The following is a 21,544-nucleotide window of genomic DNA, read 5'->3' on the forward strand; positions in this document are numbered from 1 at the left end:
TCAGCTGCGGGATTAAGTGAGTCGATTTGAAGTAGTAACATTATTTTGAGTTTTTCTGTGGTTTAATCCTGGCAATCCAGGCATCTTTATTTATTTCTTTTTGTATTCGTGTTAATTCCTTTTGGGCAGATTCTTCATCTTTGAAAGAGCCAAAACTGATTTTCAGCATTTTACCAGGCATATTCTCCGCAATCTTTGCTTTTATACCTTTAGCAGCAATCTGTTTAATATATACTTCGGCTTCGCTTTTTCTCGCAAAAGCCGCGCCAATTATTTCATAACCAATTATTTCATTATCAGTTGATGGCCCAACCGATGCCTGAGTACTTGTTACTTTAGTTGTTTCTTTTTCTGCACGCGCAATTGTATCTGTTTGTTTTAAATTAGTATCAGCAGGAGTTGTTAATGTATCAGCAGATTTTAAAACAGTATCTGCAACAAGGGCTGAGTCAATTTTAACGGGCTGGGGTAATTCCTTCTTATTTAAAATACCCGAAGCCAGATTATTCAGGGCTTTATTTACTCTATCATTGGTAAAATATAAGGCTAAGGTTCCAGCTAAGAGAATTATGAAAATGATGATAATAAATCTGAAGCCTGATGACTTTGCCGGATATTCATATTCTTCATCTGTTGAATCTTCAGGTTCCGAAATTTCATATTTTCTCTCATAGGTCATTTCGGTTGAGACAGGATTAACAGTATCAACCAGAGGTTTAAGCCCATAAAAAATACCGGAATTTTCTAATTCAGGCAGAGGTTCAAAACTAATGATGCCATTTTTTCTGGAAAGTACCCCCAGATGTTTTATTTCAGCATTTTCATGCTCATTAATCTGATCAAGGATCTCAGAGGCATATTTTTTTATAAAATATTCTGCCGAAGATATGTTGAGGCCTTTTTTACCGCAGAGATATTCCCTCAATGGGTAGAATCCTGAGATGCTGTTTTTAAAACCAAACTGGTAATACGGTGGCCTGAATGAATTGCTCATCCTGTCGTATGTCCCTGCAATTCTGAGTTTTATAAAAGTACCTAAACCAGGAACGCTTACCTCATCCTGCTCACCCAACAAATCTGCAATGTAAAGTCCGATTTCCATCAGGGCTAATTTAACTCATAATTTCCAAGCTGCCAAACGAAGGGTTAGAACGAGTAGTTAAGTCCTCCGAATATTGTAAGTCCCATTTTAGGGTAGTAAAGATATCTCTGGTAAGTTTGAGCGGTCAGATTATTGGCTCTCAGATACATTCCGATCTTATCATTTACTTTGTATTCAGCACCCGCACTCAGATCCATAAAGCTTTTCAGGCTACCAATAGCAAAACTTCCTGCAGGGCCTTCAATTCGTGTTGGTGTTTCAGCCTGTAACAGTAATTCAGCGTCTAGAAATACTTTTTTGTTTACCTGCAAAGTTGCATTGGAACTAACTCTGAAGGTAGGCTTGAACCATGCATCGGCTTCTGAGGCCAGATCGTATTTAAAAATCTGTGCTTTACCGCCGATGTTGAGAACATCGGTGGCTTTAACATTTAGCTCTCCCTCAATTCCGAACACAGTACTTTTTCCATTGTCGTAGATTACATCAAAACGGTTTACTTCTGTTTGATTATTGACAAAAAACTGCATGTCTTCCAAAGTTTTGTAATATGCCATTATTTTATACCCAAAAGGAGCTCCGGTATTACCTTTGATTCCGGCATAGACATTCATCTTCTCAACACTGTTCTTTATGCTTAAGTTTTTGTTGATATATGGATTTTCAGCTGAAAGTTCTTTCAGACTTGTCTTTAAGACGTCGCCGTTCAGTCCTCCGAAAAGGACAGCATATTCAGGAATTACAGGGAAGTCAATGCTCAGCGCCGGGAAAATATTCAAACGCCCGGAGGTTCCAAATTCCTGTACGATGTTGGCCCCGATATGAATGTCATAATTATTTGATTTTAATCTGACATAGGGATTTGCCCTTAATAAATGGTTGCCCAACTTATATGCTATATCTTTCGACGAAGTAATATCAGCAGAAGCGTTTAATCCTAAATAAGCCTGACTGATTTTCTTACTGATCTGAGTATTTAACAATACAGAACTCTCTCTGGCCGAATTAATATTACTGAACTGATACAGCTTAATTCCCGCCGTATAGTCAAAATCAGAGGACTCTGAATAATTGCTGGCTATCTCTCCGTTAGCTTCAATGATGCTGAAGCGTTGTTTACTCTTATCAACCGGGATTGATGAAGCAGGATCAAAACCATAAAAGAAAGTTGATCTGCGGTCATAACTCAATTTGCCTGAAAGTGAATAGGTATCATTGAGCGATCTGCCGAAAACTCCTAATGCCTGATTTGAAAATTGCTGTTTATCCAGGCTTCCCTGTTGAGAAAGGTGTTTGAAATAAGCACCGGTCTGAAGTGCCTGATCCTGGCCATTATTAAGGTATACCTCTCCATTGGCAGTATTGAAATTACCAGCACCTATTTTGACGTAGTTATTGCTTAGAACTCTTACCTGTTCATCCTGCATCTTTTGAGCCTGTAATTCTTTGATATTTGAATTCAGCTCCAGTTTTTTATCAACAATTGAATAACTGAGTGCCGGTTTGAAAGGCTTGGTATTATCCATGTCAGGGTTTCTTCTGATCTTTACGGCATCGGCGAGAACCGGTTTATATGGCCTTACAACTTCTATTTCTTCAGTAAGTGTTGTATTACCTGTGCTTGTTCCCGGGGTAGAAGGGGTATCTTTTTTATCCTGTGCCTGAGCTGCAACAGATAAATAAACCAAACTTATTAACAGCGTATATTTTTGCGAAAGATTAATCATTATTTTTTGCCTTTATTCAGTTTATCAAGTTTTTCATTGGCAGTACTCAATATATCATCGTCTTTGTTTTCATAGTTCTCGATGATACTTTGTAAGGTACTTTTGGCCTGAAAAATATCTTTTAGTGCCACATAATTATCTGCAATCAGAATATAGGTTTTAGCTACCCAATAATCATGGTTCGGCATTTTATTGGTCAGATCAAATGAAGCTGCAAGAGAATTTTTGTATTCGTGTCGCAGGTACATCAGACTGGCCAGATTGTACTTGGCTTCAGCACCAGTAACGGTTTGGGTTTTGTCGGCAACTTCGGTAAAATCTTTTATTGCTTGTATTGTATCGCCAACAATAAGATTTGCTCTGCCGGCATAAAGACCAGCACGGAACAGATCTTCCTCTGAAGATTTATTCGATTCCCGGATGAATTTAACATACTGCAGGGTTTCATCAGGCATATTCATACTTGCATATGCTTCCATCAGATTATTAACTGCAAAGCTGTAATTGGCTTTATATTCAGAAGTCAGCTCCAGCTTTTTCAGATGGACAATAGCTTCATTGTATTTCTTTTGTGATAAATAGATTCTTGAGATACTCATCAGGGCACGTTCTGTATAATCACTGGTCCAGTCGTTCAGGATATATTCATAATCAGGAATAGCTTCATCCGGGCGTTTTAATCTGACCAGACTTTCAGCCCTGATGAATTTTGCATGCTTGTCATGAACGGCTTTAGGAAATTTATCGAAATATGCGTTCACCGACTCAAACGTACCCTGATAGTCGCCATTTAGGAAGCGATTATTAGCTGCCTGGAAGGTGATATTATCCTGCTCATAAGTACTTAAGTTACCAATGCTTGTTGTATTGGCATAATCAAGAAAACCTGTAGCATCAGATTTTTGCAGGTAAATATTTTTTATGGATTCCATCGCAAGCTTTGCTTCATCAGTAGTAGTATATTCTGTTACTACTCTTTTGAAAGTGAGTAAAGCTGCATCTTCCTGGTCCTGGTTTAATTCTACCAGTCCGATTGTAATAAGCGCACGTGGTACATAACTGCTTCGTGGATATTTCTCAATTAAAGTACTAAGGTCGGTTTTAGCAATGTCGAAATCCCCTTTTATGAAATAAGTATAAGCAATTTCAAAACCTGCATCGTCAGAATAATTTGATTTTGGGAATTGAGCCAGCAATGATTTATGTGTTTCGATTTTCATATCATTCTGTCCCTGAAGGCCCTGGATCATTCCTCTTTGAAATAATGCATAATCTTCACTGGAAGTTCTGTATGAAATGATTCTGTTATAATAGTTCAACGCATCTTCATAATCCTTCAGCACGAAATAAGAATCTGCCAGACGAAGAATAGCGTCGTTAATGGTATTCTGATCCCTTTCATTTCCCTGAAGGAATCGGGTAAAATAGGTTGCGGCTTTTCTGTAGCTTTCATGTTCAAAAGCTGCATAGGCGAGGGCATAATGTGCAAAATTATAAACTTCAGTTTTTTTAGCTGCCGGAAGTTTCATGAACTTCTCAAAATTATCAACTGATTCGCCAAACTTTCTTACCTCATACATTGCTTCGGCAAGCCAGTAGGTAGAAAGAGCCTGTATTTCCTCGTCAACAGTGCTATTGTTTGAACGCATGAACATTGATATTCCGTTCTGGAATGCACGTTCATTATAAAATTCAAGTCCACGGTAATAAGTTACTTTCTGATAAACTTCTTTGGCTTCTTTGTTTTTATTCGGAATACTTTCAAGAATATCGATAGCATCTTTATAGTTTTTGGTACTCAGAAGGATTTCGCCAAGGAGAGTCTTCGCTGAATCCAGCTTTTGTGATTGCGGATAAGTCTTGATAAATTGCTGAGTCGCATCCAGCGCTACCTGGTGGAATTCAAGCTCATAAGATAGTTTGGCGTAGTTGAATAAGCCTTCTTCCTGTAATTGTTTATCAAAAGTTAATCTGGAAGCCTTAAAAAATGCACTTCTTGCTCCCTGTTTATTTCCGGTTTTTAAGAAAGATTCACCCAATGCTATCATTCCGCTTTGGTAATATTCATCAGGAGTATCCAGTTTTTCAAGCTCAACAATTGCATTTTTGTAATCTTTAAGCTTATACCAGGTATATCCAATCTGATAATTGTCCTGATTGTTCTGAGTTTTACCCTGATCATTTTTCTGGAAGTTGCGGAAATATTCTCCAGCCAGGGGATAGTTTGATTTGGCAAAATAGGAAGCTCCCACAATTCGGAACATTTCTGTTTCGTAAAGCTGCTTTGTTGATTTCAGAATAGGAAGAGCATAGTTTAGTACATCGTCATATCGTTTATCCAGGAAATATAATGCAGATATATAGTAAGGATAACTGTTCTCGTATGCTTTTGAACCTTTTAATCTTTCAAATTCTTTAAGCGCTGTTTTATAATCTTTTTGCAGATAGCAGACATAGGCGAAATAGTATATGGATTGTTCATTATAAATACTTTTTTCATCCTTTAATTGCATGAAAAGCGGCTTGGCATTATCATATTGCTTGGTTTCAAAATAAGAGTAAGCTAATTTATACCGATATTCAGAAGATTCTTTCCCCATCAGATCTGCTTCATCAAGTCTGATAAACCATTCAATTGATTTCGGGTAGTTCTTTTGCGTAAAATAGGTACGTCCCAATTGATAATAAGCCAGTTTTGAATAAGTGCTTGCAGGATAGGAAGCCACAAATTTCATGAATAAAGACTCTGCATCACTATTTTTCAGTTCCAGAGCGCAAAGCGCTATGTAGAACCGGGCATTTTCCTTTAACTGATCAAGCTCAGGATTCAATTCAGATTTAGTACCCGATTTTTGTTCAGGCTGTGCGATTTTATTAAACTGTTGAGATGCTGCAACGTATTTGCCCTTTTCAAGCAGCTCAAGGCCTGTTTTATAATGCTGATTCAGTTCAAACCATGCAGTACTTTGAGCCAGACCCGGAACGGCAAAAAAAATTAGAAATAAAGCGGATAGTGAGATTTGTCTGAACATAATTAACCAAAATAATTGCCGCTAATTTAATCTAAAGCCAATTAGGCTATTTGCATTAGTAATTAACATGTGTTGAAAACAGAATACTAACGCAGAATTTTAAATGTTGTTATCAATCGCAGGAAACTAAAAAAGAAATTTGTACTACAGGCTGCGCTGATTGGCAAGAAGATAAAGGACTGCCATGCGGACTGCAACTCCGTTTTCTACCTGATCCAGGATGATTGATTGTTTGCTGTCGGCAACGTCGCTGGTGATCTCTACTCCACGATTGATTGGACCTGGATGCATGATTGTAATTTCTTTATCCAGCGAGTCGAGAATTTGCTTATTTAATCCGTACATCATAGAATATTCCCTTAAAGACGGGAAATATTTGATATCCTGACGTTCCAGTTGAATACGAAGCATATTTGCTACATCGCACCAGTTAAGTGCTTTCAGAAGATTATGTTCAACCTTTACCCCCAGTGTGCCTATGTATTTGGGAATCAGTGTACTTGGGCCGCAAACCATGACCTCGGCACCTAATTTTTGAAGACAAAGAATATTTGAAAGTGCCACTCTTGAATGGAGGATATCTCCAATAATGGCAATTTTACGTCCCCTTACTTCACCGTACTTTTCTTTTATGGAGAATGCATCAAGTAATGCCTGAGTAGGATGTTCGTGTGCACCATCGCCGGCATTAACAATCTGGGCATTCACATGTTTGCTCAGAAATACCCCTGCACCGGGATAAGGATGTCTCATCACAACCATATCTACCTTCATGGATAGGATATTATTTACGGTATCGATCAAAGTTTCACCTTTACTTACCGAAGATGAGGAGGCGGCAAAGTTTACAGTATCTGCGGATAATCTTTTTTGTGCCAGTTCAAATGAAAGTCTGGTTCGGGTTGAATTTTCAAAGAAGATATTGGCAATGGTTATATCACGTAATGAAGGAACTTTTTTTATTGGTCGGTTTAAAACATCTTTAAAAGTATCGGCAGTTTCCAGTATTAATTCAATATCCCTGACGCTAAGATCTTTAATACCCAGCAGATGTTTAGTGCTTAATGTTTGAATAGATTCTGCCATTATTTTTCCGATAGTAATATAACTTTGTCTTCGTGATCTGTTTCTTTCCAGCTCACAATGACTTTTTGAGAGTCGATGGTATCAACTTTAATTCCGATATAATCAGCTTCAATTGGCAGCTGACGGGAGAATCGTCTGTCAACCAGAGTAAGAAGCTCAACTTTTTCAGGTCTGCCGAATGACTGTATCGCATCCAGTGCCGCACGAATTGTTCTTCCGGTCCACAATACATCATCTACAAGAATTACTTTTTTGCCTTCAATAATAAAATCAATTTCGGTACTGCTAGGAATCAGTAATCCTTCTTTTCTGCGGAAGTCATCTCTGAAAAAAGTGATATCAAGATTACCATTTTCGATTTTAACTGCAGGTAAATCCTTTTTAAGCTCAGTTATGATCCGATTGGCCAGAAATACTCCACGGGGCTGAATGCCCAGAATTACAGAGTTTTCAAATTTGTCGTGATTTTCAATTAACTGATGGCAAAGGCGCTGTATGGTTATCTGGAACTGGCGACCGTCAAGCAAGGTTAGTTTTTGCATCAGTGGTTTAATTTGAGCAAAAATATAAAATTTATTGCACTCCGGGATATTCTTTTAAAGGATTTTTTCAGCAGGTGGAATGCTGTTATGGAATATGCTATAATAAAAAACGCCCTGAGATTTCCCAGGGCGCTTAATTATTCGGATAAAGCTTAGCTTATTCTGCTGAACCTTCAGCAGCTTCTGCTGCATCATCTTCAGTTTTCTTAGCTTTTTTGGCTTTGCTTTCTGCACCTTCCATTTTCTCTTTCAATTGTGCCAGTACACCAAGATCGCCTAAAGTAGATTTTTCAACAGACTCTTTTACCTTTTTAACGGCAGTAGTAGTTGCTTTAGCTTCTTTCTTCTTAGCATTGAACTCTTCTTTGCGCTCTTCAGCTTTTGCCTCTTCCCAGATACGGGCATGAGAAACTACGATACGCTTGGAATCTTTGTTGAACTCAATAATTCTGAATTCAGCAGTTTCGTCAGCTTTGATAGAAGTACCATCTTCCTTAACCATATGTTTTGTAGGAGCAAATCCTTCAACTCCATAAGGCAATGCAATAATTGCACCTTTGTCAGTTACTTTCAATACAGTTCCTTCGTGGATTGAATCCAGTGTGAATACAGTTTCGAAAGTTTCCCAAGGGTTTTCTTCAAGTTGTTTGTGACCTAAGCTTAATTTACGGTTAGCCTCATCAAGTTCCAGTACAACCACGTCAAGTTCTTCACCAACTTTAGTGAATTCGTTTGGATGGTTAACTTTCTTAGACCATGAAAGATCAGAGATGTGGATCAATCCGTCGATACCTTCTTCGATCTCAACAAATACACCGAAATTAGTCATGTTCTTAACAACAGCTTTGTGCTTGCTTCCGATAGGATAGCGCTCAGCGATGTTTTTCCATGGATCAGGAGTAAGTTGTTTGATACCAAGGCTCATTTTACGCTCGTTACGATCTAATGTCAATACCTGAGCTTCAACTTCATCTCCAACTTTCAGGAATTCCTGAGGGTTACGAAGGTTTTGAGACCATGACATTTCAGATACGTGAATCAGACCCTCAACACCAGGGGTGATTTCAAGGAATGCTCCGTAATCTGCAACAGTAACAATTCTGCCTTTTACTTTAGAACCTACTTCAAGAGCAGCATCTAAAGCTTCCCAAGGATGTGGAGTTAATTGTTTTAAACCTAATGCGATACGCTTTTTCTCGTCATCAAAGTCTAAAACTACCACATTGATCTTCTGATCAAGGGTTAATACTTCACGTGGATGCTCGATACGACCCCATGAAATATCAGTTATGTGTAATAAACCGTCTACGCCGCCAAGGTCGATGAACACACCGAAGTCAGTGATGTTCTTAACTGTACCCTCAAGTACTTGTCCTTTTTCAAGTTTGGCAACGATTTCAGTTTTTTGATTTTCTAAATCGTCTTCAATCAGCACTTTGTGTGATACAACAACATTCTTGAATTCGTGATTGATTTTAACAACCTTGAATTCCATTGTTTTACCAACATAAATGTCATAATCGCGGATAGGCTTGATGTCGATCTGAGATCCCGGAAGGAAAGCTTCAACACCCATAATATCTACAATTAAACCACCTTTAGTACGGCTCTTAACAAAACCAGTGATGATCTTGTCCTGATCCAGTGCTTCATTGATGGTTTCCCATGAACGCTGAGTTTTTGCACGCTTACGGGATAATACCAACTGTCCGTTAGCATCTTCCTGTGATTCAACAAATACATCAACGGTATCACCTACCTTAAGGTCAGGTGTATCACGGAATTCTGATAATGATACCAAACCATCAGATTTAAATCCGATGTTTAATACCACATCTTTGTTGTTGATTGATACAACAATACCCGAGATGATCTCGCCTTTGTTGATCGAATTGAAAGTTCCGGCATACAATTCTTCTAACTTTTCACGGTCAGCAGCGCTGTAGTTTCCGAAACCCTTATCATCCGCATCCCAGTCGAAATCGCCGGAAGGGGTGATTAAAGTTTTTGATTTGATCTCTTCGATCGACACTGAATCAGCTTCTGACTCAATGGTTTCTTTTTGTTTAACCGTAGTGGTTTCTTCGCCCTGTAGTTCTGCCTGTTTAGCAGTCAACTCTTTTTCGGCTTCTAGTTTTTTGGCCATTAATTAATTTATCTCCTTTTTCCAATTATTAAATTGGACTGCAAAGGTAGAAAATTAGATTTTTAATAAAAAACATTTCTGCGCTTTATTTTTTCTTTCATTGAGGCCGGAACTGTCTGATAATAATTGCTTTAATCAGCTTAATTTGTGATAAAGGGGGCATCAGTACGTTGCAACGATAATAATAAGGGTGTTTTCCCTGGAATTAAAACTTTGCTTTTGACAGGATATCTAAGAATCAGAGAATTACAAAGCCCCTGCATTAAGGGGGAAACCCCGCGGTTTGATTGTATTATTTATACTGGTTATATGCTCCGGTCCTTTAACAAAGGCTTTAAATGCGATAATACAAATTCCAGTTGTTGCTCCTGATTAATGTGCGAATTGTCGAGCACAATAGCATCAGGGGCCTGAATCAGCGGACTTTCGGCCCTGGTAGTGTCCTGATAATCTCTGAATGCCAGATTGTCAAATATCTCCTCCAGTTTTACATTTTCACCTTTTGCAATCAGTTCATCATATCTTCTGGCAGCTCTGATTTCAGGATCGGCAGTCATGAATAATTTAAGATCGGCATCAGGGAAAACCACAGTGCCAATATCGCGGCCATCCATGACAATATTTCCTGATCTGCCCATTCTTTGTTGCTGCTTTACCATTTCCACTCTTACGGCTTTAATGGCGCTCACTGTACTTACTTTTTCAGCTACCGGCATTTGTCTTATTTCTTCTGAAACGTCTTCATCATTCAGGGTGATAAGCGTTTGGCCGTCTTTAGTCTGAAAATTCAGGTGAATATTCCTTAAAGCATTGTCAACGGCTTCAGCATCGTTCAGGTCAATATTATTCCTTAAAAAGTAAAGGGTAACAGCACGGTACATCGCACCGCTGTCGATATAAATAAAATCAAGTTTTTTTGCCAGGGCTTTTGCCACTGTACTTTTTCCGCAGGACGAGAAGCCATCAATGGCTATTATGATGTTATTTTTCATCGCCGTAAAAATAGGATTTGCTTTCTATTTAGCTGTTAAGGAATATGATTTTATTTATATCAGGCTTATCTGAAGCATGAACTTAAATTTCTTAATTTCAAATATGCAAATCCGAAAAGAAGATTTAATCAGAGAACTTGTGTTCCGCACTTCCAGAAGTGGTGGGAAAGGTGGTCAGCATGTTAATAAGGTATCCAGCAAAGTAGAACTGAATTTTAATGTGCGTAACTCAGGCTTGTTTACTGATCAGCAAAAAGTATTGATCATTGAGAAACTCGCAGGGCGTATTAATTCTGATGGTGTGCTGCAGGTAGTTACAGAAGAGGAGAGAAGTCAGTACCGTAATAAAGAAAGGGGGATTGAAAAATTACTTTTAATTCTTCAAAATGCTTTATACCGGCCCGCTTTAAGAAAGCCAACTAAACCTAAACGTGCAGATGTAGAGAACAGATTGAGAGCAAAACAACTAAATGCCCTTAAAAAGATCAGCAGGAGGGATTTCTTTAAAGATTGATGCCTTAATTCTTATTAAATCTGTAGTAAACCGTTAATGAACCATACTGATGTGGTTTTGCAATGCTCTTTACTTCCCTTGATTTAAATATGATTGAGAAATCCCCTGTCCATCGGTTTCGGGAGTAAATAATTCCTGCCTGCTGGCTGAAGACAAAAGGTTTTACATCATAAACCACTGGTCCTTTATCTGCCCTGAACATTCCGCCTTCTATAGTAGCATCATAGGCAATGAAATGAAACATTGGTTTAGCATAGAAGAAAAACTCCCTGTCATTTTCAGGTTTTGATACTGACTTGTTAGAAATTGTGCTTTGGGTACTTGCTGAGTTAAAGAGCTGATTTATTGTTCCGCTTCGGAAAAGAAAACCGGCGCCGGCTCCTGCAAAAGTATTTCCACCATTGATATATGAGCTTAGCGTGAAATCTGTATTTCCGGACGGAAATCTTTTGAGTAAATTATTGTATTCCAGTGTTGAGTTTATTCCGGCTTCATTGTTTACCTGCCATTGCCAGCCATTAATCTCATAAAAACCAACTGTATTGTGTAAAAGCTCCTGTGCCTCTTTCCCCTTTGCTGCAGGTCCGATTGTTCCTGCCTGCAGACTGATTTTCAGACTGCTTTCTGAATTATATAGTAAATTGACATTCCCGCCTGCGTAAAGGTAGGCAGCAAACGGACGGTCAACAAAAGCAATGTTATTAATATTGCCCGTTTGGGGATTGTACATCTTCTGGCCTGCTTCAATTTCCCAGATCACTTTATTGAGTTTTTCGTTTTTAAATTCAGACTGATCCATTGCAGATCTGAAATTTAAAAACAAGCCATTGGTATAATACCGGTCCTGACCATATGCCAGATAGGAGTCATTTTCGCTTCTGAAACTGAATTCGCTTTTATAACTATCAGATTGAGCCTTTGTAGTGAAATATGAAAAACATAAGGTAGCTGATAACAATAAGATTGTTTTTTTCATTCAATTGATGAGTGTAGAATAGTTAGCAGGAAATAACTCCCGGCAAAATCGCATTTTTTTCAGGATTAAAAACTGTATCCTAAACTTAATCCGGCGTAGTATGGAATAAAAAAGTCCTTGTTGAATACCGGAGTGAGACCAGCTCTCAGTGAAAATCCGCCATCTGAGGGCTGCAATCTGTATGAAAAGCTCATTGTGCCAATGATATTACTTTGATTATCATTGAACACAATAGAATTTTCATTCCCCCCGGTGGCTATAAGTGTGGCTCCAAGACCCATTTCAAAAAAATGCTTCCCTTTACCTAAAAGATAATTCAGTGACAGGGGTACAGTAGTAGCGTTATCGCCGTCTATAGCAACATAGCCTATTCCGGCTCTGCCACCGAGCCCATCCCGTCGATTGGAAAAACGCGTATCGTAATTGGCGGTAAACAATAATCCCTGGCCACCCAGCTCAACAAATATATTTTGAGCCCGCTTTTCAGGTCCCGAAGATTCCGATCTGCTTTCCTGTCCTTTTGCGCTATTTATGAGTAAAGAGCAAAGGACTAATAATGATGTAATTCTGGGTTTCATATTCTGAGTTTTAGATAGGTGTGTATTTAAAATTAAGAATATTTCAGGAGTTTAAATCAAATTAATGAATCTCAGCAGATGTACTTTTTACAGAAACATCTATTGCGTCTTTAACTTTGTCTTTACTCAATGCGAGCTCAATTACTTCCTTCATTTCAGTTACGTAATAGAAATTAAGGTCTTTTATATAATCTTCCTTGATCTCCATTATATCTTTTCTGTTTGATTTTGAAAGAATAATCTCTTTGATATTGGCTCGCTTAGCCGCCAGAATTTTTTCTTTTATTCCTCCAACAGGCAATACTTTACCACGAAGTGTAATTTCTCCTGTCATTGCCAGATGAGGTTTCACTTTCCGCTGAGTAAATGCAGATGTCAGGGCGGTTAACATGGTTATACCTGCAGACGGACCATCTTTCGGGGTTGCTCCGGCAGGAACATGCACATGTACGTCCCACTGATCAAATAATCTGTAGTCAATATTAAATTTGGATGCATTGGCACGCAGGTAAGCCATGGCTATGGTGGCAGATTCTTTCATTACATCACCCAGATTACCGGTAAGAGATAATTTACCTTTTCCCGGACTCAAACTTGCTTCAATAAAGAGTATATCTCCTCCAACCTGGGTCCATGCCAGACCGGTAACTACTCCGGCAACTTCATTACCCTCATACAAATCCTTATCAAAAATCGGCGGACCCAGAATAGTTTCCACATCATCCTTGCTCAGGGAAGGATTGTATTCTTTATCCATGGCGATTTTTGTTGCTACTCCGCGTACCAGAGATCCTATCTTTTTTTCAAGTCCCCTGACACCGGATTCACGGGTATAGTCCTCGATTACTTTTTCAATAACATTTGCTTTAAGAGAAATATCTTTAGTCTTTATACCGTGTTGTTCCCTTTGTTTAGGAAGCAGATGCTGTTTTGCGATTTCTACTTTTTCTTCAATAGTATAGCCATTCACCTCGATAATTTCCATTCTGTCGAGTAGGGCAGGCTGAATAGTGCTCAGTGAATTTGCTGTTGCAATAAACATCACTCCGGAAAGGTCATAGTCAACTTCTACATAATGATCATAGAATGCATTATTTTGTTCCGGATCAAGTACCTCAAGCAGGGCTGAGGATGGATCGCCTCTGAAATCATTACCTACTTTATCTATTTCATCCAGTACAAAAACAGGATTTGATGTTCCAGCCTTTTTGATCGACTGGATGATTCTTCCAGGCATTGCACCAATGTATGTTTTGCGGTGTCCTCTGATTTCTGCTTCATCACGGATGCCCCCCAGTGCCATACGTACATATTTTCTTCCAAGAGCTTTGGCAATTGATTTACCCAAAGATGTTTTACCAACTCCCGGAGGGCCCACCAGACACAGGATAGGAGCCTTCATGTTATGCTTTAGCTTAAGTACAGCAAGGTATTCAATGATACGCTGCTTGACTTTCTCCAGTCCGTAATGATCTTTTGCCAGAATTTTTTCTGCCCGTTTCAGGTCAAAATTATCTTTTGTGAATTCATTCCATGGAAGATCAAGAAGTAACTCAAGGTAATTGATTTGAATTGAATAGTCGGCAGCTGCCGGGTTCATTCTCGATAATTTTTCGATTTCTTTATTGAAATGGTCTGCAACATCTTTGCTCCATTTTTTTTCTGAGGCTCTGAACCTCAGGTTTTCAATTTCAAGGTCAGGAGAGTTGCCGCCAAGCTCTTCCTGAATAGTTTTCAATTGCTGGTTAAGGAAATAGTCTCTTTGCTGCTTATCAAGGTCGACCCTGACTTTGGACTGAATCTGGTTTTTCAGCTCCTGCATCTGCAGCTCTTGTGTCAGGTGCTCCAGTACCATTTTAGCACGTTCCGGAAGATTGGCAACTTCAAGCATTTGCTGTTTGGCTGCCACATCAGCATTCATATTTGATGAAATGAAATTGATCAGGAATGATGCGCTTTCAATATTTTTAATAGCTATTCCAGCCTCACTTGGTATATTCGGAGAGAGTTGAATAATCTGCATGGCCATTTCCTTAATAGATGCCATGAGTGCTTTGAACTCCTTGTCAGGCTTTGGGCGTACCTCTTCAAATTTTTGTATCGATGCCTTAATATAAGGATCGTTCTGTATTTCTTCCTGCAGTCTGAACCTTTGTTTACCCTGGATAATTACAGTGGTATTGCCGTCAGGCATCTGCAGCATTTTGATAATCAGCGCTACCGTTCCTACCTGGTTAAGTTGCTCAAATGTTGGGTCTTCAATACCTACATCGCGCTGAGAAACCACTCCGATGATTCTGTCACCACGGTATGCATCTTTAATCAGCTTTATGCTTTTATCTCTGCCTACCGTAATAGGAATAACCACTCCCGGAAATAATACAGTGTTTCGTAATGGAAGAATCGACAAAATGTCGGGTGTTTCCTCATTGTTCATTTCCTCTTCATCTTCTTGCGACATCAGTGGAAAGAACTCAGAATCTTCATTAATTAGGGGTATTGCGCGATTAAAATCAAAGTTATCGTAGTTATTCATCTATATCTCTTATAACGTCATTATGACAGTTGAATTTATTCAAGGCAGCTAAAAATAGCTTCAGCAATAGATTGCAAGCCATGTGCCAATTCAAATTCTACTTTAATTTAGGCAGATAATAATTAAAATACCGACAATTCTGCTGACACAAGAATTGATCAGGGCTTCAATGGTAAGATTAGCTCTGATTATTAAACTTCGCAAAATCGGGTTTTGATTTTCATTCTTTTCTTTATTTTGTACATTTAAAATAATTATGGTCTGAGTACCGTTCTTATATCGATATTAATTTGTTACAAATTTCAAATGAGATCAATTTCAGGTTTTTTAGTTATCCTTTGTGCTGCGAATATAGCTTTCGCACAGACGTCTTATCATAAAATGGGCCAGAAGGCCCTGATTGACGGTAATTTTAAATTAGCTGTTACTAATCTTGAAAAAGCTATGGCTGTTGATACGAGCGATGTAAATACCCTTTACATGCTTGGTTATTCTTATTATCATTCATCTGCGTACAAAGAGGCTGTAACTACTTTTAACAGAGTAATTAACTTAAAGCCAAATGATAATAGTGCCTATTATTACAGAGGTAAGGCCAGAAATATTATGGCAAATGAAACTAAAGGGATAACTTATGCTGATCGTGAAAAGTTGCTTTTATTTGCTATAAAGGATTTTTCAAAAGCCATTGAACTGAATCAGGATGATGTTAAATTGTATCAGAACCGGGCTGTAGCATACAGAGATTATGGGGTACTTAAAGGACAGAAAATTCCAAATTTTTATGACAAAGGAAAAGCTACCAGCTCCTTCAGGTCATGTATTGCTGATTTTGAAAAGGTTCTTTCATTTACACCTGACAGAAGAGATGTCATTACCCAGTTGGCTGATGCTAAAGTATATCTCCAGAATCTTAAATAAAATTTCAGGACCCGGGTTTAACCGGGTTTTTTTATAATATTGCCGCAACAGTACTTCCTATCTCAATGCTCAAATCCATTCGAAAATTTGAAAACCTTCATATTGCATGCTGGCTGATTAAGGATACATTCTGGGTGATGGATCTTCAGATTCCAGGAATCATCATGATATTTCCGACACTCTTTCTTGCTTTTTTTATCACCTTCAGGTTCAGGAAGGTGATTTCAGAGCTCTTTCATAATCTGGCCGTTTGTTTCTGGATCATGGCCAATGCGATATGGATGATTGGTGAGTTCTTTTTTAATGATACTCTGCGTCCGTACTCAATTGTGTTTTTTGTATCCGGACTGGCTGTATTGGCCTGGTATTATCTGTTTCAGAGCAGAAAAGTTGAAGCCGACTCGGGTGAGTAAGAGATAGAAGGATTTGGCAGGCAGATCAGCGAATTAAACTCCCCCTGATTTCAAACCTGTTTTTGCCGAGAAAAATTACCTTTTGATCTTTGATAATGGAGTAAACCGAATCCGGGATATAGGTCAAAACTTCATCGGTTTTATAAAGGTTGTTTTTTGTCCGGTTTCTTATCTGAAGATAGACTATTTCTTTGTTTTTGTTTTGTCTGGTAATAATGAGTCTTGTTCTGAGAGTTGAATCAAGTGCAAGAAATTCAGTGTTTTCCGCTTTTTTTATCACGCTATAACTATCCTGCCAGGCAGTTTTGTTGATATCAGATTCGCTGAACAGAGCCAGTTCATCTTCCCAGTTCACTTCGAGGTTTGTCAATGATTCGGAAATGCCGTTCTGCATTACTGTTTTATTGACACGGGTATTGGATTTGCTGAGCCTGCTCACTTCAGATTCAACAAATCCTTTAATATCTGCATAATGTTTTTGGGATGATTTTACTTCAGGTTCGGAACAGGAGTATATCCAAAAAGAAAGTAAAAATAAGACACCGATTCTCATCAGGATACCAGTATTTCTCCGTTCATTATCTCAGGGACTTCAATATTCATGATTTTCAGAATAGTAGGGGCTACGTCTCCCAGTTTACCATCCCGAATATGCTTGAAATCTTTATCGATCAAAATACAAGGCACCAGATTAGTGGTATGTGCGGTATTTGGAGACCCGTCGGGATTGATCATATAATCTGCATTGCCATGATCTGCAAGAATAATAAAGGAGTAGCCATTCTTAAGACCACACTCTACCACTTTTTGAAGACATTTGTCGACAGTTTCAACGGCTTTAACTACAGCACTGAAAACGCCCGTATGACCAACCATGTCAGGATTGGCAAAATTAAGGCATACAAAATCAGGCCATCCTTTTTCCAGTTCAGGACAAATGGCATCGGCAATTTCTACAGCGCTCATTTCAGGTTGCAGGTCGTAGGTAGCAACTTTGGGTGAAGGGATCAGAATTCTTTTCTCATTTTCAAATTCTTTTTCTCTTCCACCTGAAAAGAAAAAGGTTACATGCGGATATTTTTCTGTTTCAGCAATCCTGATCTGTTTTTTATTATTCTGCTCAAGCACTGCACCTAAGGTATCATTCAGGTCATCTTTAGTAAATACAACATGTACCTTTTTGAAGGTTTCGTCATAGGTGGTCATGGTTACATAGTACAGATCCAGTGGTTTCATCTGATACTCTGGGAATGCCTGCTGAGTAAGTACGGCAGTAATTTCACGACCACGGTCTGTTCTGAAATTAAAACAGATTACTACATCACCTTCCTCAATTTTCCCAACAGGGATTCCGTCATTGTCAATCCTGACAATCGGTTCTATAAACTCATCGCTTACACCGGCATCGTACGAATTTTGAATGCTCTCAGAGATGTCGTTACTCGGTTTTCCGGTACCATTTACCATAAGGTCATAAGCCAGCTTAACACGCTCCCAGCGGTTATCTCTGTCCATGGCATAATAACGACCGATAGCGGAGGCAATTATACCCGTCGAATGCTGCAAATGATCCTCTAACTCAAGCACGAACTGGAGTCCCGAATTTGGATCGGTATCGCGTCCATCCATAAAAGCATGAATAAATACATTCTTTACCTGATTGGCTTTGGCAGCATCACAGAGACCTTTAAGATGATCAATATGAGAATGCACCCCGCCATTGGATAAGAGTCCGATAAAATGGACATTTTTGTTCGAACTCAGTGCATGTTGGAATGCTGCTTTTAGTACAGGGTGGTTTTCCAGCTCATTTTCTCTGACAGCTTTATTTATCCTTCCCAGTTCCTGGTAAATTACCCTGCCGGCGCCAAGATTCATATGTCCAACTTCAGAATTACCCATCTGACCTGCCGGTAAACCAACAGCTTCGCCTGAAGCCTCAAGCTTTGAATTAGGGTATTTTTGAATCAGCTGATCAAAAAAAGGAGTGTCAGCTACACTAACTGCATCAGATTTGTCATGTTTCCCGTAGCCCCAGCCATCGAGAATAAGAAGAATTGCTTTTTTATTTTCCACAACACAAATATACGAGGCTGTTTAAAATTATAGGCATTTTTTGTATTATGGCATAATATTAGCTTTGTGTGATACTGTATATGGGAACAAAAATCTTTCTTACTATAATTACGGGTCTGAATTTATTATTTTATTCAGAATTCCAGCAAAAGGATGCTTTTGATACCTTGTCAGCGCATTTTAAAAGTTCAGGAAGCAAAGAGATTGCTGCCTATTTCTCACCTCTGATTGAGATGAATATCCTTTCAGATGAAAATGAGTATTCAAAAGCACAGGCTGAATTGATTCTTCGCGATTTTTTTCTCAGAAATAAACCGGTATCAGTCAAAATAATACACAGGCTGAGTTCTAACCCAAATTTCAGATTTGCTGTGCTGTCCTATCAAACAGACAAAGACAGGTTCAGGGTGTCTGTTTCAATGTCCAGAGAAGGGGAAAGGTTCCTCATCAAGGTGATCAGAATAGAATACGATAAAGAGTAATTTTTATTGAGAAGTATTTCTATTTTTGGGCACAGCCAATTTAGATGAATTTAGACAGATCAAAACTGGAGCCTTTTATCAGGCTAGCTCTTGCTGAGGATGTTGGTGACGGAGATCATACTTCATTATCTACTATACCCGAAGGTACTGAAGGAAAGGCCAGATTACTGGTTAAGGATTTTGGGGTAATTGCCGGAATTGAGGTAGCAAAGGAGATATTCAGGATAGTTGATCCTCAGCTGAAAACAGAAATTCTGATCCATGACGGGGAAGCCGTGAAGACAGGAGATATCGCATTTTATGTAGAGGGCAGTGTGCATTCTATACTTATTGCAGAGCGTCTTGTTTTAAACATTATGCAAAGAATGAGTGGTATTGCCAGTACCACAAACAGAATTGTAAAGCTCCTTGAAGGAACAGGAACCAAAGTTCTTGATACCCGGAAAACTACTCCCGGATTACGTTATCTCGAAAAATTAGCAGTCAGGATCGGAGGAGGGGTTAATCACCGAATCGGTTTATATGATATGATCCTGATTAAGGATAATCATGTAGATTATGCCGGAGGTATATCAAATGCAATCCGCTCAGCAAAAAAATATTTGAAAGAAAAGCAGATTGACATTCAGATTGAGATAGAGGTCAGAAACCTCAACGAGTTAAAAGAAGTTATTGAAAATGGAGGGGTGGATAGGATCTTACTTGACAATTTCAGTTTTGCTGCCCTTAAGGAGGCCGTTGCATTGGTGAATGGAGCTTTTGTTACAGAAGCTTCGGGGGGGATTACAGAGGAAAATGTACTGGAATATGCTAAGTGTGGTGTTGATTATGTATCTATGGGTGCGCTCACTCACTCTGTTAAGAGTCTAGATATGAGCTTAAAGGCTATTAAATCCTGATTTAATTAAGATTTTGGCGTTTGGAATTAGTATAATTGCATCTGCATGATTTCAGTCTATTCACTTTCTGCCTTGATTCTTGCTTATCTGTTTGGTTCTGTCCCAACTGCGGTTTGGATTGGCCAGGCCTTTTATGGCATAGATGTGCGTGAATATGGAAGCGGTAATGCCGGGGCCACCAATACCTTCAGAGTACTTGGTAAAAAGGCAGGGATAGCAGTAATGGTTCTGGATATTCTGAAGGGCTATACTGCTACCAATCTTGCTTATCTGATTGGTCTGTCAGTCACAGGTCCGCAGAATTCTGTACAGTTTGTAAACTATCAGCTTGCTCTTGGAATTACTGCTGTAATGGGGCATCTTTTTCCTGTTTTTGCCGGATTCAGAGGGGGTAAGGGCATAGCAACTTTGTTCGGAATGATTCTGGCTGTACATCCTCCTGCTGCACTTCTTTGTGTTGCCGCATTTGTGCTGGTTCTGCTCATTACAAAATATGTTTCGCTAAGCTCAATTATTGCCGGATTTACTTTCCCGCTTAGTATTATATTTATTTTTCATTCATCTATTCGTTCTGTTGTACTTTATGGGATGTGTATTTGCATATTGATTCTGGTTACTCACCAAAAAAATATAGAGCGTCTGATAAAGGGCAAAGAATCCAAAGCGAATCTTTTTAAAAGAAAAAATCTCCAAAATTAGTTTCAGTTATATGAAAAATCTGGTCATTTACGGTGCATTAATTGTGAATGTGCTGATGTCTTCCTGTTCTCAGGTGCCTTTAACTGGCCGAAGTCAGTTAAGTCTTGTAGATGATTCTGCTTTACAGGCAGAATCAGTGAAGGCATACAATAGTTTTTTATCTGATCCTTCCACAAAAGCTATTACTGCAGGTAAGGATGCTCAAAGTGTTCAAGCTGTCGGGAATAAGCTTGCTGCAGCTATAAATCGTTACCTGAAGGCCAATGGTTATGGTAATAAATATGATTATGATTACAGGTTTACCCTTGTAAAGAGTGATGAGATTAACGCCTGGTGTATGCCCGGAGGAAAAGTGGCTGTATACTCCGGGATATTGAATGTTACTAATGGGGATGCCGGACTTGCAACTGTAATGGGGCATGAAATTGCACATGCCATAGCACAGCATGCAGCAGAGAGGTATTCCCAAATGACTATTGCCCAGACAGGAGGGAGTTTGGTGGGTGCTGCAGTAGGAAACAAGTCGCAGGCCACTCAGCAGATGGTATCTAAATTATACGGTATAGGCGGGCAATTGGCTATTTTGAAATATTCCCGGAATCAGGAAAGTGAAGCAGACCGTTTGGGACTGATTTTTATGGCAATGGCAGGGTATAATCCGGATAGTGCAGTTGCATTCTGGGAACGTATGGCTGCAGCAAAGCAGGGTAACGGAGCAAGTCCTGAATTTTTAAGTTCTCACCCGAGTGATGCTACAAGAATCGCTTCAATTAAAAAGTTATTACCTGAAGCCCGTCAGTTTTATACCGGGGCCAGAGTTAAGTAA

Annotated in this window: 19 protein-coding genes; 7 read left to right on the forward strand and 12 right to left on the reverse strand. The window is 39.0% G+C overall.

From position 1 onward, the window contains the following. Positions 1-40 precede the first annotated feature (40 nt). From P2W72_RS14545 to cmk, 7 genes are all read right to left on the reverse strand, one after another. Positions 41-1,102, reverse strand: a complete 1,062-nt coding sequence (locus tag P2W72_RS14545; protein WP_276364002.1) for an SPOR domain-containing protein — start codon at positions 1,100-1,102, stop codon at positions 41-43. 44 nt (positions 1,103-1,146) lie between these two features. Beyond that, entirely contained in the window at positions 1,147-2,826 is a 1,680-nt protein-coding gene (locus tag P2W72_RS14550; RefSeq protein ID WP_276364005.1) for a TonB-dependent receptor, read from the reverse strand. Further along, positions 2,826-5,858, reverse strand: coding sequence for a tetratricopeptide repeat protein (locus P2W72_RS14555; RefSeq protein ID WP_276364007.1), 3,033 nt, complete (start codon positions 5,856-5,858; stop codon positions 2,826-2,828). The genes P2W72_RS14550 and P2W72_RS14555 overlap by 1 nt, the downstream gene beginning before the upstream one ends. 144 nt (positions 5,859-6,002) lie before the next feature. Beyond that, complete coding sequence (locus P2W72_RS14560; protein WP_276364009.1) at positions 6,003-6,944, reverse strand: aspartate carbamoyltransferase catalytic subunit; 942 nt, start codon at positions 6,942-6,944, stop codon at positions 6,003-6,005. Then, complete coding sequence (pyrR, locus tag P2W72_RS14565; RefSeq protein WP_276364011.1) at positions 6,944-7,486, reverse strand: bifunctional pyr operon transcriptional regulator/uracil phosphoribosyltransferase PyrR; 543 nt, start codon at positions 7,484-7,486, stop codon at positions 6,944-6,946. The genes P2W72_RS14560 and pyrR overlap by 1 nt, the downstream gene beginning before the upstream one ends. Positions 7,487-7,643: 157 nt before the next feature. Beyond that, positions 7,644-9,632, reverse strand: a complete 1,989-nt coding sequence (gene rpsA / locus P2W72_RS14570) for a 30S ribosomal protein S1 (protein WP_276364013.1) — start codon at positions 9,630-9,632, stop codon at positions 7,644-7,646. Positions 9,633-9,937: 305 nt separating this feature from the next. Continuing rightward, entirely contained in the window at positions 9,938-10,624 is a 687-nt protein-coding gene (gene cmk, locus P2W72_RS14575; protein ID WP_276364015.1) for a (d)CMP kinase, read from the reverse strand. 103 nt (positions 10,625-10,727) lie between these two features. Here cmk and arfB point away from each other — a divergent pair, with 103 nt between their 5' ends. Continuing rightward, the gene (arfB, locus tag P2W72_RS14580) at positions 10,728-11,138 is read left to right on the forward strand and encodes an alternative ribosome rescue aminoacyl-tRNA hydrolase ArfB (RefSeq protein WP_276364019.1); all 411 of its coding nucleotides are present in this window, start codon (positions 10,728-10,730) and stop codon (positions 11,136-11,138) included. Positions 11,139-11,142: 4 nt separating this feature from the next. Here arfB and P2W72_RS14585 read toward each other — a convergent pair whose 3' ends face one another. From P2W72_RS14585 to lon, 3 genes are all read right to left on the reverse strand, one after another. After that, positions 11,143-12,114, reverse strand: a complete 972-nt coding sequence (locus tag P2W72_RS14585) for a lipid A deacylase LpxR family protein (RefSeq protein WP_276364021.1) — start codon at positions 12,112-12,114, stop codon at positions 11,143-11,145. A 65-nt stretch (positions 12,115-12,179) separates the two neighbouring features. Next, positions 12,180-12,692 (reverse strand): hypothetical protein, encoded by a 513-nt coding sequence (locus P2W72_RS14590; RefSeq protein ID WP_276364023.1) that lies wholly within the window; start codon positions 12,690-12,692, stop codon positions 12,180-12,182. A gap of 61 nt (positions 12,693-12,753) precedes the next feature. Then, complete coding sequence (lon, locus tag P2W72_RS14595) at positions 12,754-15,228, reverse strand: endopeptidase La (protein ID WP_276364026.1); 2,475 nt, start codon at positions 15,226-15,228, stop codon at positions 12,754-12,756. Positions 15,229-15,534: 306 nt separating this feature from the next. Between lon and P2W72_RS14600 the strand changes: the two genes are divergently transcribed. Continuing rightward, positions 15,535-16,149: a tetratricopeptide repeat protein gene (locus tag P2W72_RS14600; RefSeq protein WP_276364029.1), complete on the forward strand. Its 615-nt coding sequence runs from the start codon at positions 15,535-15,537 to the stop codon at positions 16,147-16,149. 65 nt (positions 16,150-16,214) lie between these two features. Beyond that, positions 16,215-16,562 (forward strand): hypothetical protein, encoded by a 348-nt coding sequence (locus P2W72_RS14605; RefSeq protein ID WP_276364031.1) that lies wholly within the window; start codon positions 16,215-16,217, stop codon positions 16,560-16,562. 25 nt (positions 16,563-16,587) lie between these two features. Here the strand turns inward: P2W72_RS14605 and P2W72_RS14610 are convergent, their stop codons facing one another. Then, positions 16,588-17,115, reverse strand: coding sequence for a hypothetical protein (locus tag P2W72_RS14610; RefSeq protein WP_276364033.1), 528 nt, complete (start codon positions 17,113-17,115; stop codon positions 16,588-16,590). Next, the gene (gene gpmI / locus P2W72_RS14615; RefSeq protein WP_276364036.1) at positions 17,115-18,638 is read right to left on the reverse strand and encodes a 2,3-bisphosphoglycerate-independent phosphoglycerate mutase; all 1,524 of its coding nucleotides are present in this window, start codon (positions 18,636-18,638) and stop codon (positions 17,115-17,117) included. Before gpmI ends, P2W72_RS14610 begins: the two co-directional genes overlap by 1 nt. 80 nt (positions 18,639-18,718) lie before the next feature. Between gpmI and P2W72_RS14620 the strand changes: the two genes are divergently transcribed. Genes P2W72_RS14620 through P2W72_RS14635 form a run of 4 tightly spaced genes read left to right on the forward strand, consistent with a single transcriptional unit; the run spans position 18,719 to position 21,544 of the window. Further along, on the forward strand, positions 18,719-19,120 hold the full coding sequence (locus tag P2W72_RS14620) for a DUF4783 domain-containing protein (protein WP_276364038.1): 402 nt from the start codon (positions 18,719-18,721) through the stop codon (positions 19,118-19,120). Positions 19,121-19,164: 44 nt separating this feature from the next. Continuing rightward, positions 19,165-20,019 carry a carboxylating nicotinate-nucleotide diphosphorylase gene (gene nadC, locus P2W72_RS14625; protein ID WP_276364041.1) on the forward strand — a complete coding sequence of 285 codons (855 nt, stop codon included), beginning with the start codon at positions 19,165-19,167 and terminating at the stop codon, positions 20,017-20,019. A 45-nt stretch (positions 20,020-20,064) separates the two neighbouring features. Further along, complete coding sequence (plsY, locus tag P2W72_RS14630; RefSeq protein WP_276364043.1) at positions 20,065-20,718, forward strand: glycerol-3-phosphate 1-O-acyltransferase PlsY; 654 nt, start codon at positions 20,065-20,067, stop codon at positions 20,716-20,718. Positions 20,719-20,728: 10 nt separating this feature from the next. Then, the gene (locus P2W72_RS14635) at positions 20,729-21,544 is read left to right on the forward strand and encodes a M48 family metallopeptidase (protein ID WP_276364046.1); all 816 of its coding nucleotides are present in this window, start codon (positions 20,729-20,731) and stop codon (positions 21,542-21,544) included.

The sequence above is a fragment of the Daejeonella sp. H1SJ63 genome (assembly GCF_029360775.1).
GTDB lineage: Bacteria > Bacteroidota > Bacteroidia > Sphingobacteriales > Sphingobacteriaceae > Daejeonella.

Coding starts and splice junctions, on each gene's coding strand:
- P2W72_RS14555 (WP_276364007.1), bottom strand. CDS start 5,858: ATGTTCAGACAAATCTCACTATCCGCTTTATTTCTAATTTTTTTTGCC.
- arfB (WP_276364019.1), top strand. CDS start 10,728: ATGCAAATCCGAAAAGAAGATTTAATCAGAGAACTTGTGTTCCGCACT.
- P2W72_RS14550 (WP_276364005.1), bottom strand. CDS start 2,826: ATGATTAATCTTTCGCAAAAATATACGCTGTTAATAAGTTTGGTTTAT.
- P2W72_RS14585 (WP_276364021.1), bottom strand. CDS start 12,114: ATGAAAAAAACAATCTTATTGTTATCAGCTACCTTATGTTTTTCATAT.
- rpsA (WP_276364013.1), bottom strand. CDS start 9,632: ATGGCCAAAAAACTAGAAGCCGAAAAAGAGTTGACTGCTAAACAGGCA.
- P2W72_RS14610 (WP_276364033.1), bottom strand. CDS start 17,115: ATGAGAATCGGTGTCTTATTTTTACTTTCTTTTTGGATATACTCCTGT.
- P2W72_RS14600 (WP_276364029.1), top strand. CDS start 15,535: ATGAGATCAATTTCAGGTTTTTTAGTTATCCTTTGTGCTGCGAATATA.
- plsY (WP_276364043.1), top strand. CDS start 20,065: ATGATTTCAGTCTATTCACTTTCTGCCTTGATTCTTGCTTATCTGTTT.
- P2W72_RS14545 (WP_276364002.1), bottom strand. CDS start 1,102: ATGGAAATCGGACTTTACATTGCAGATTTGTTGGGTGAGCAGGATGAG.
- P2W72_RS14560 (WP_276364009.1), bottom strand. CDS start 6,944: ATGGCAGAATCTATTCAAACATTAAGCACTAAACATCTGCTGGGTATT.
- nadC (WP_276364041.1), top strand. CDS start 19,165: ATGAATTTAGACAGATCAAAACTGGAGCCTTTTATCAGGCTAGCTCTT.
- P2W72_RS14590 (WP_276364023.1), bottom strand. CDS start 12,692: ATGAAACCCAGAATTACATCATTATTAGTCCTTTGCTCTTTACTCATA.
- P2W72_RS14605 (WP_276364031.1), top strand. CDS start 16,215: ATGCTCAAATCCATTCGAAAATTTGAAAACCTTCATATTGCATGCTGG.
- P2W72_RS14620 (WP_276364038.1), top strand. CDS start 18,719: ATGGGAACAAAAATCTTTCTTACTATAATTACGGGTCTGAATTTATTA.
- pyrR (WP_276364011.1), bottom strand. CDS start 7,486: ATGCAAAAACTAACCTTGCTTGACGGTCGCCAGTTCCAGATAACCATA.
- cmk (WP_276364015.1), bottom strand. CDS start 10,624: ATGAAAAATAACATCATAATAGCCATTGATGGCTTCTCGTCCTGCGGA.
- P2W72_RS14635 (WP_276364046.1), top strand. CDS start 20,729: ATGAAAAATCTGGTCATTTACGGTGCATTAATTGTGAATGTGCTGATG.
- lon (WP_276364026.1), bottom strand. CDS start 15,228: ATGAATAACTACGATAACTTTGATTTTAATCGCGCAATACCCCTAATT.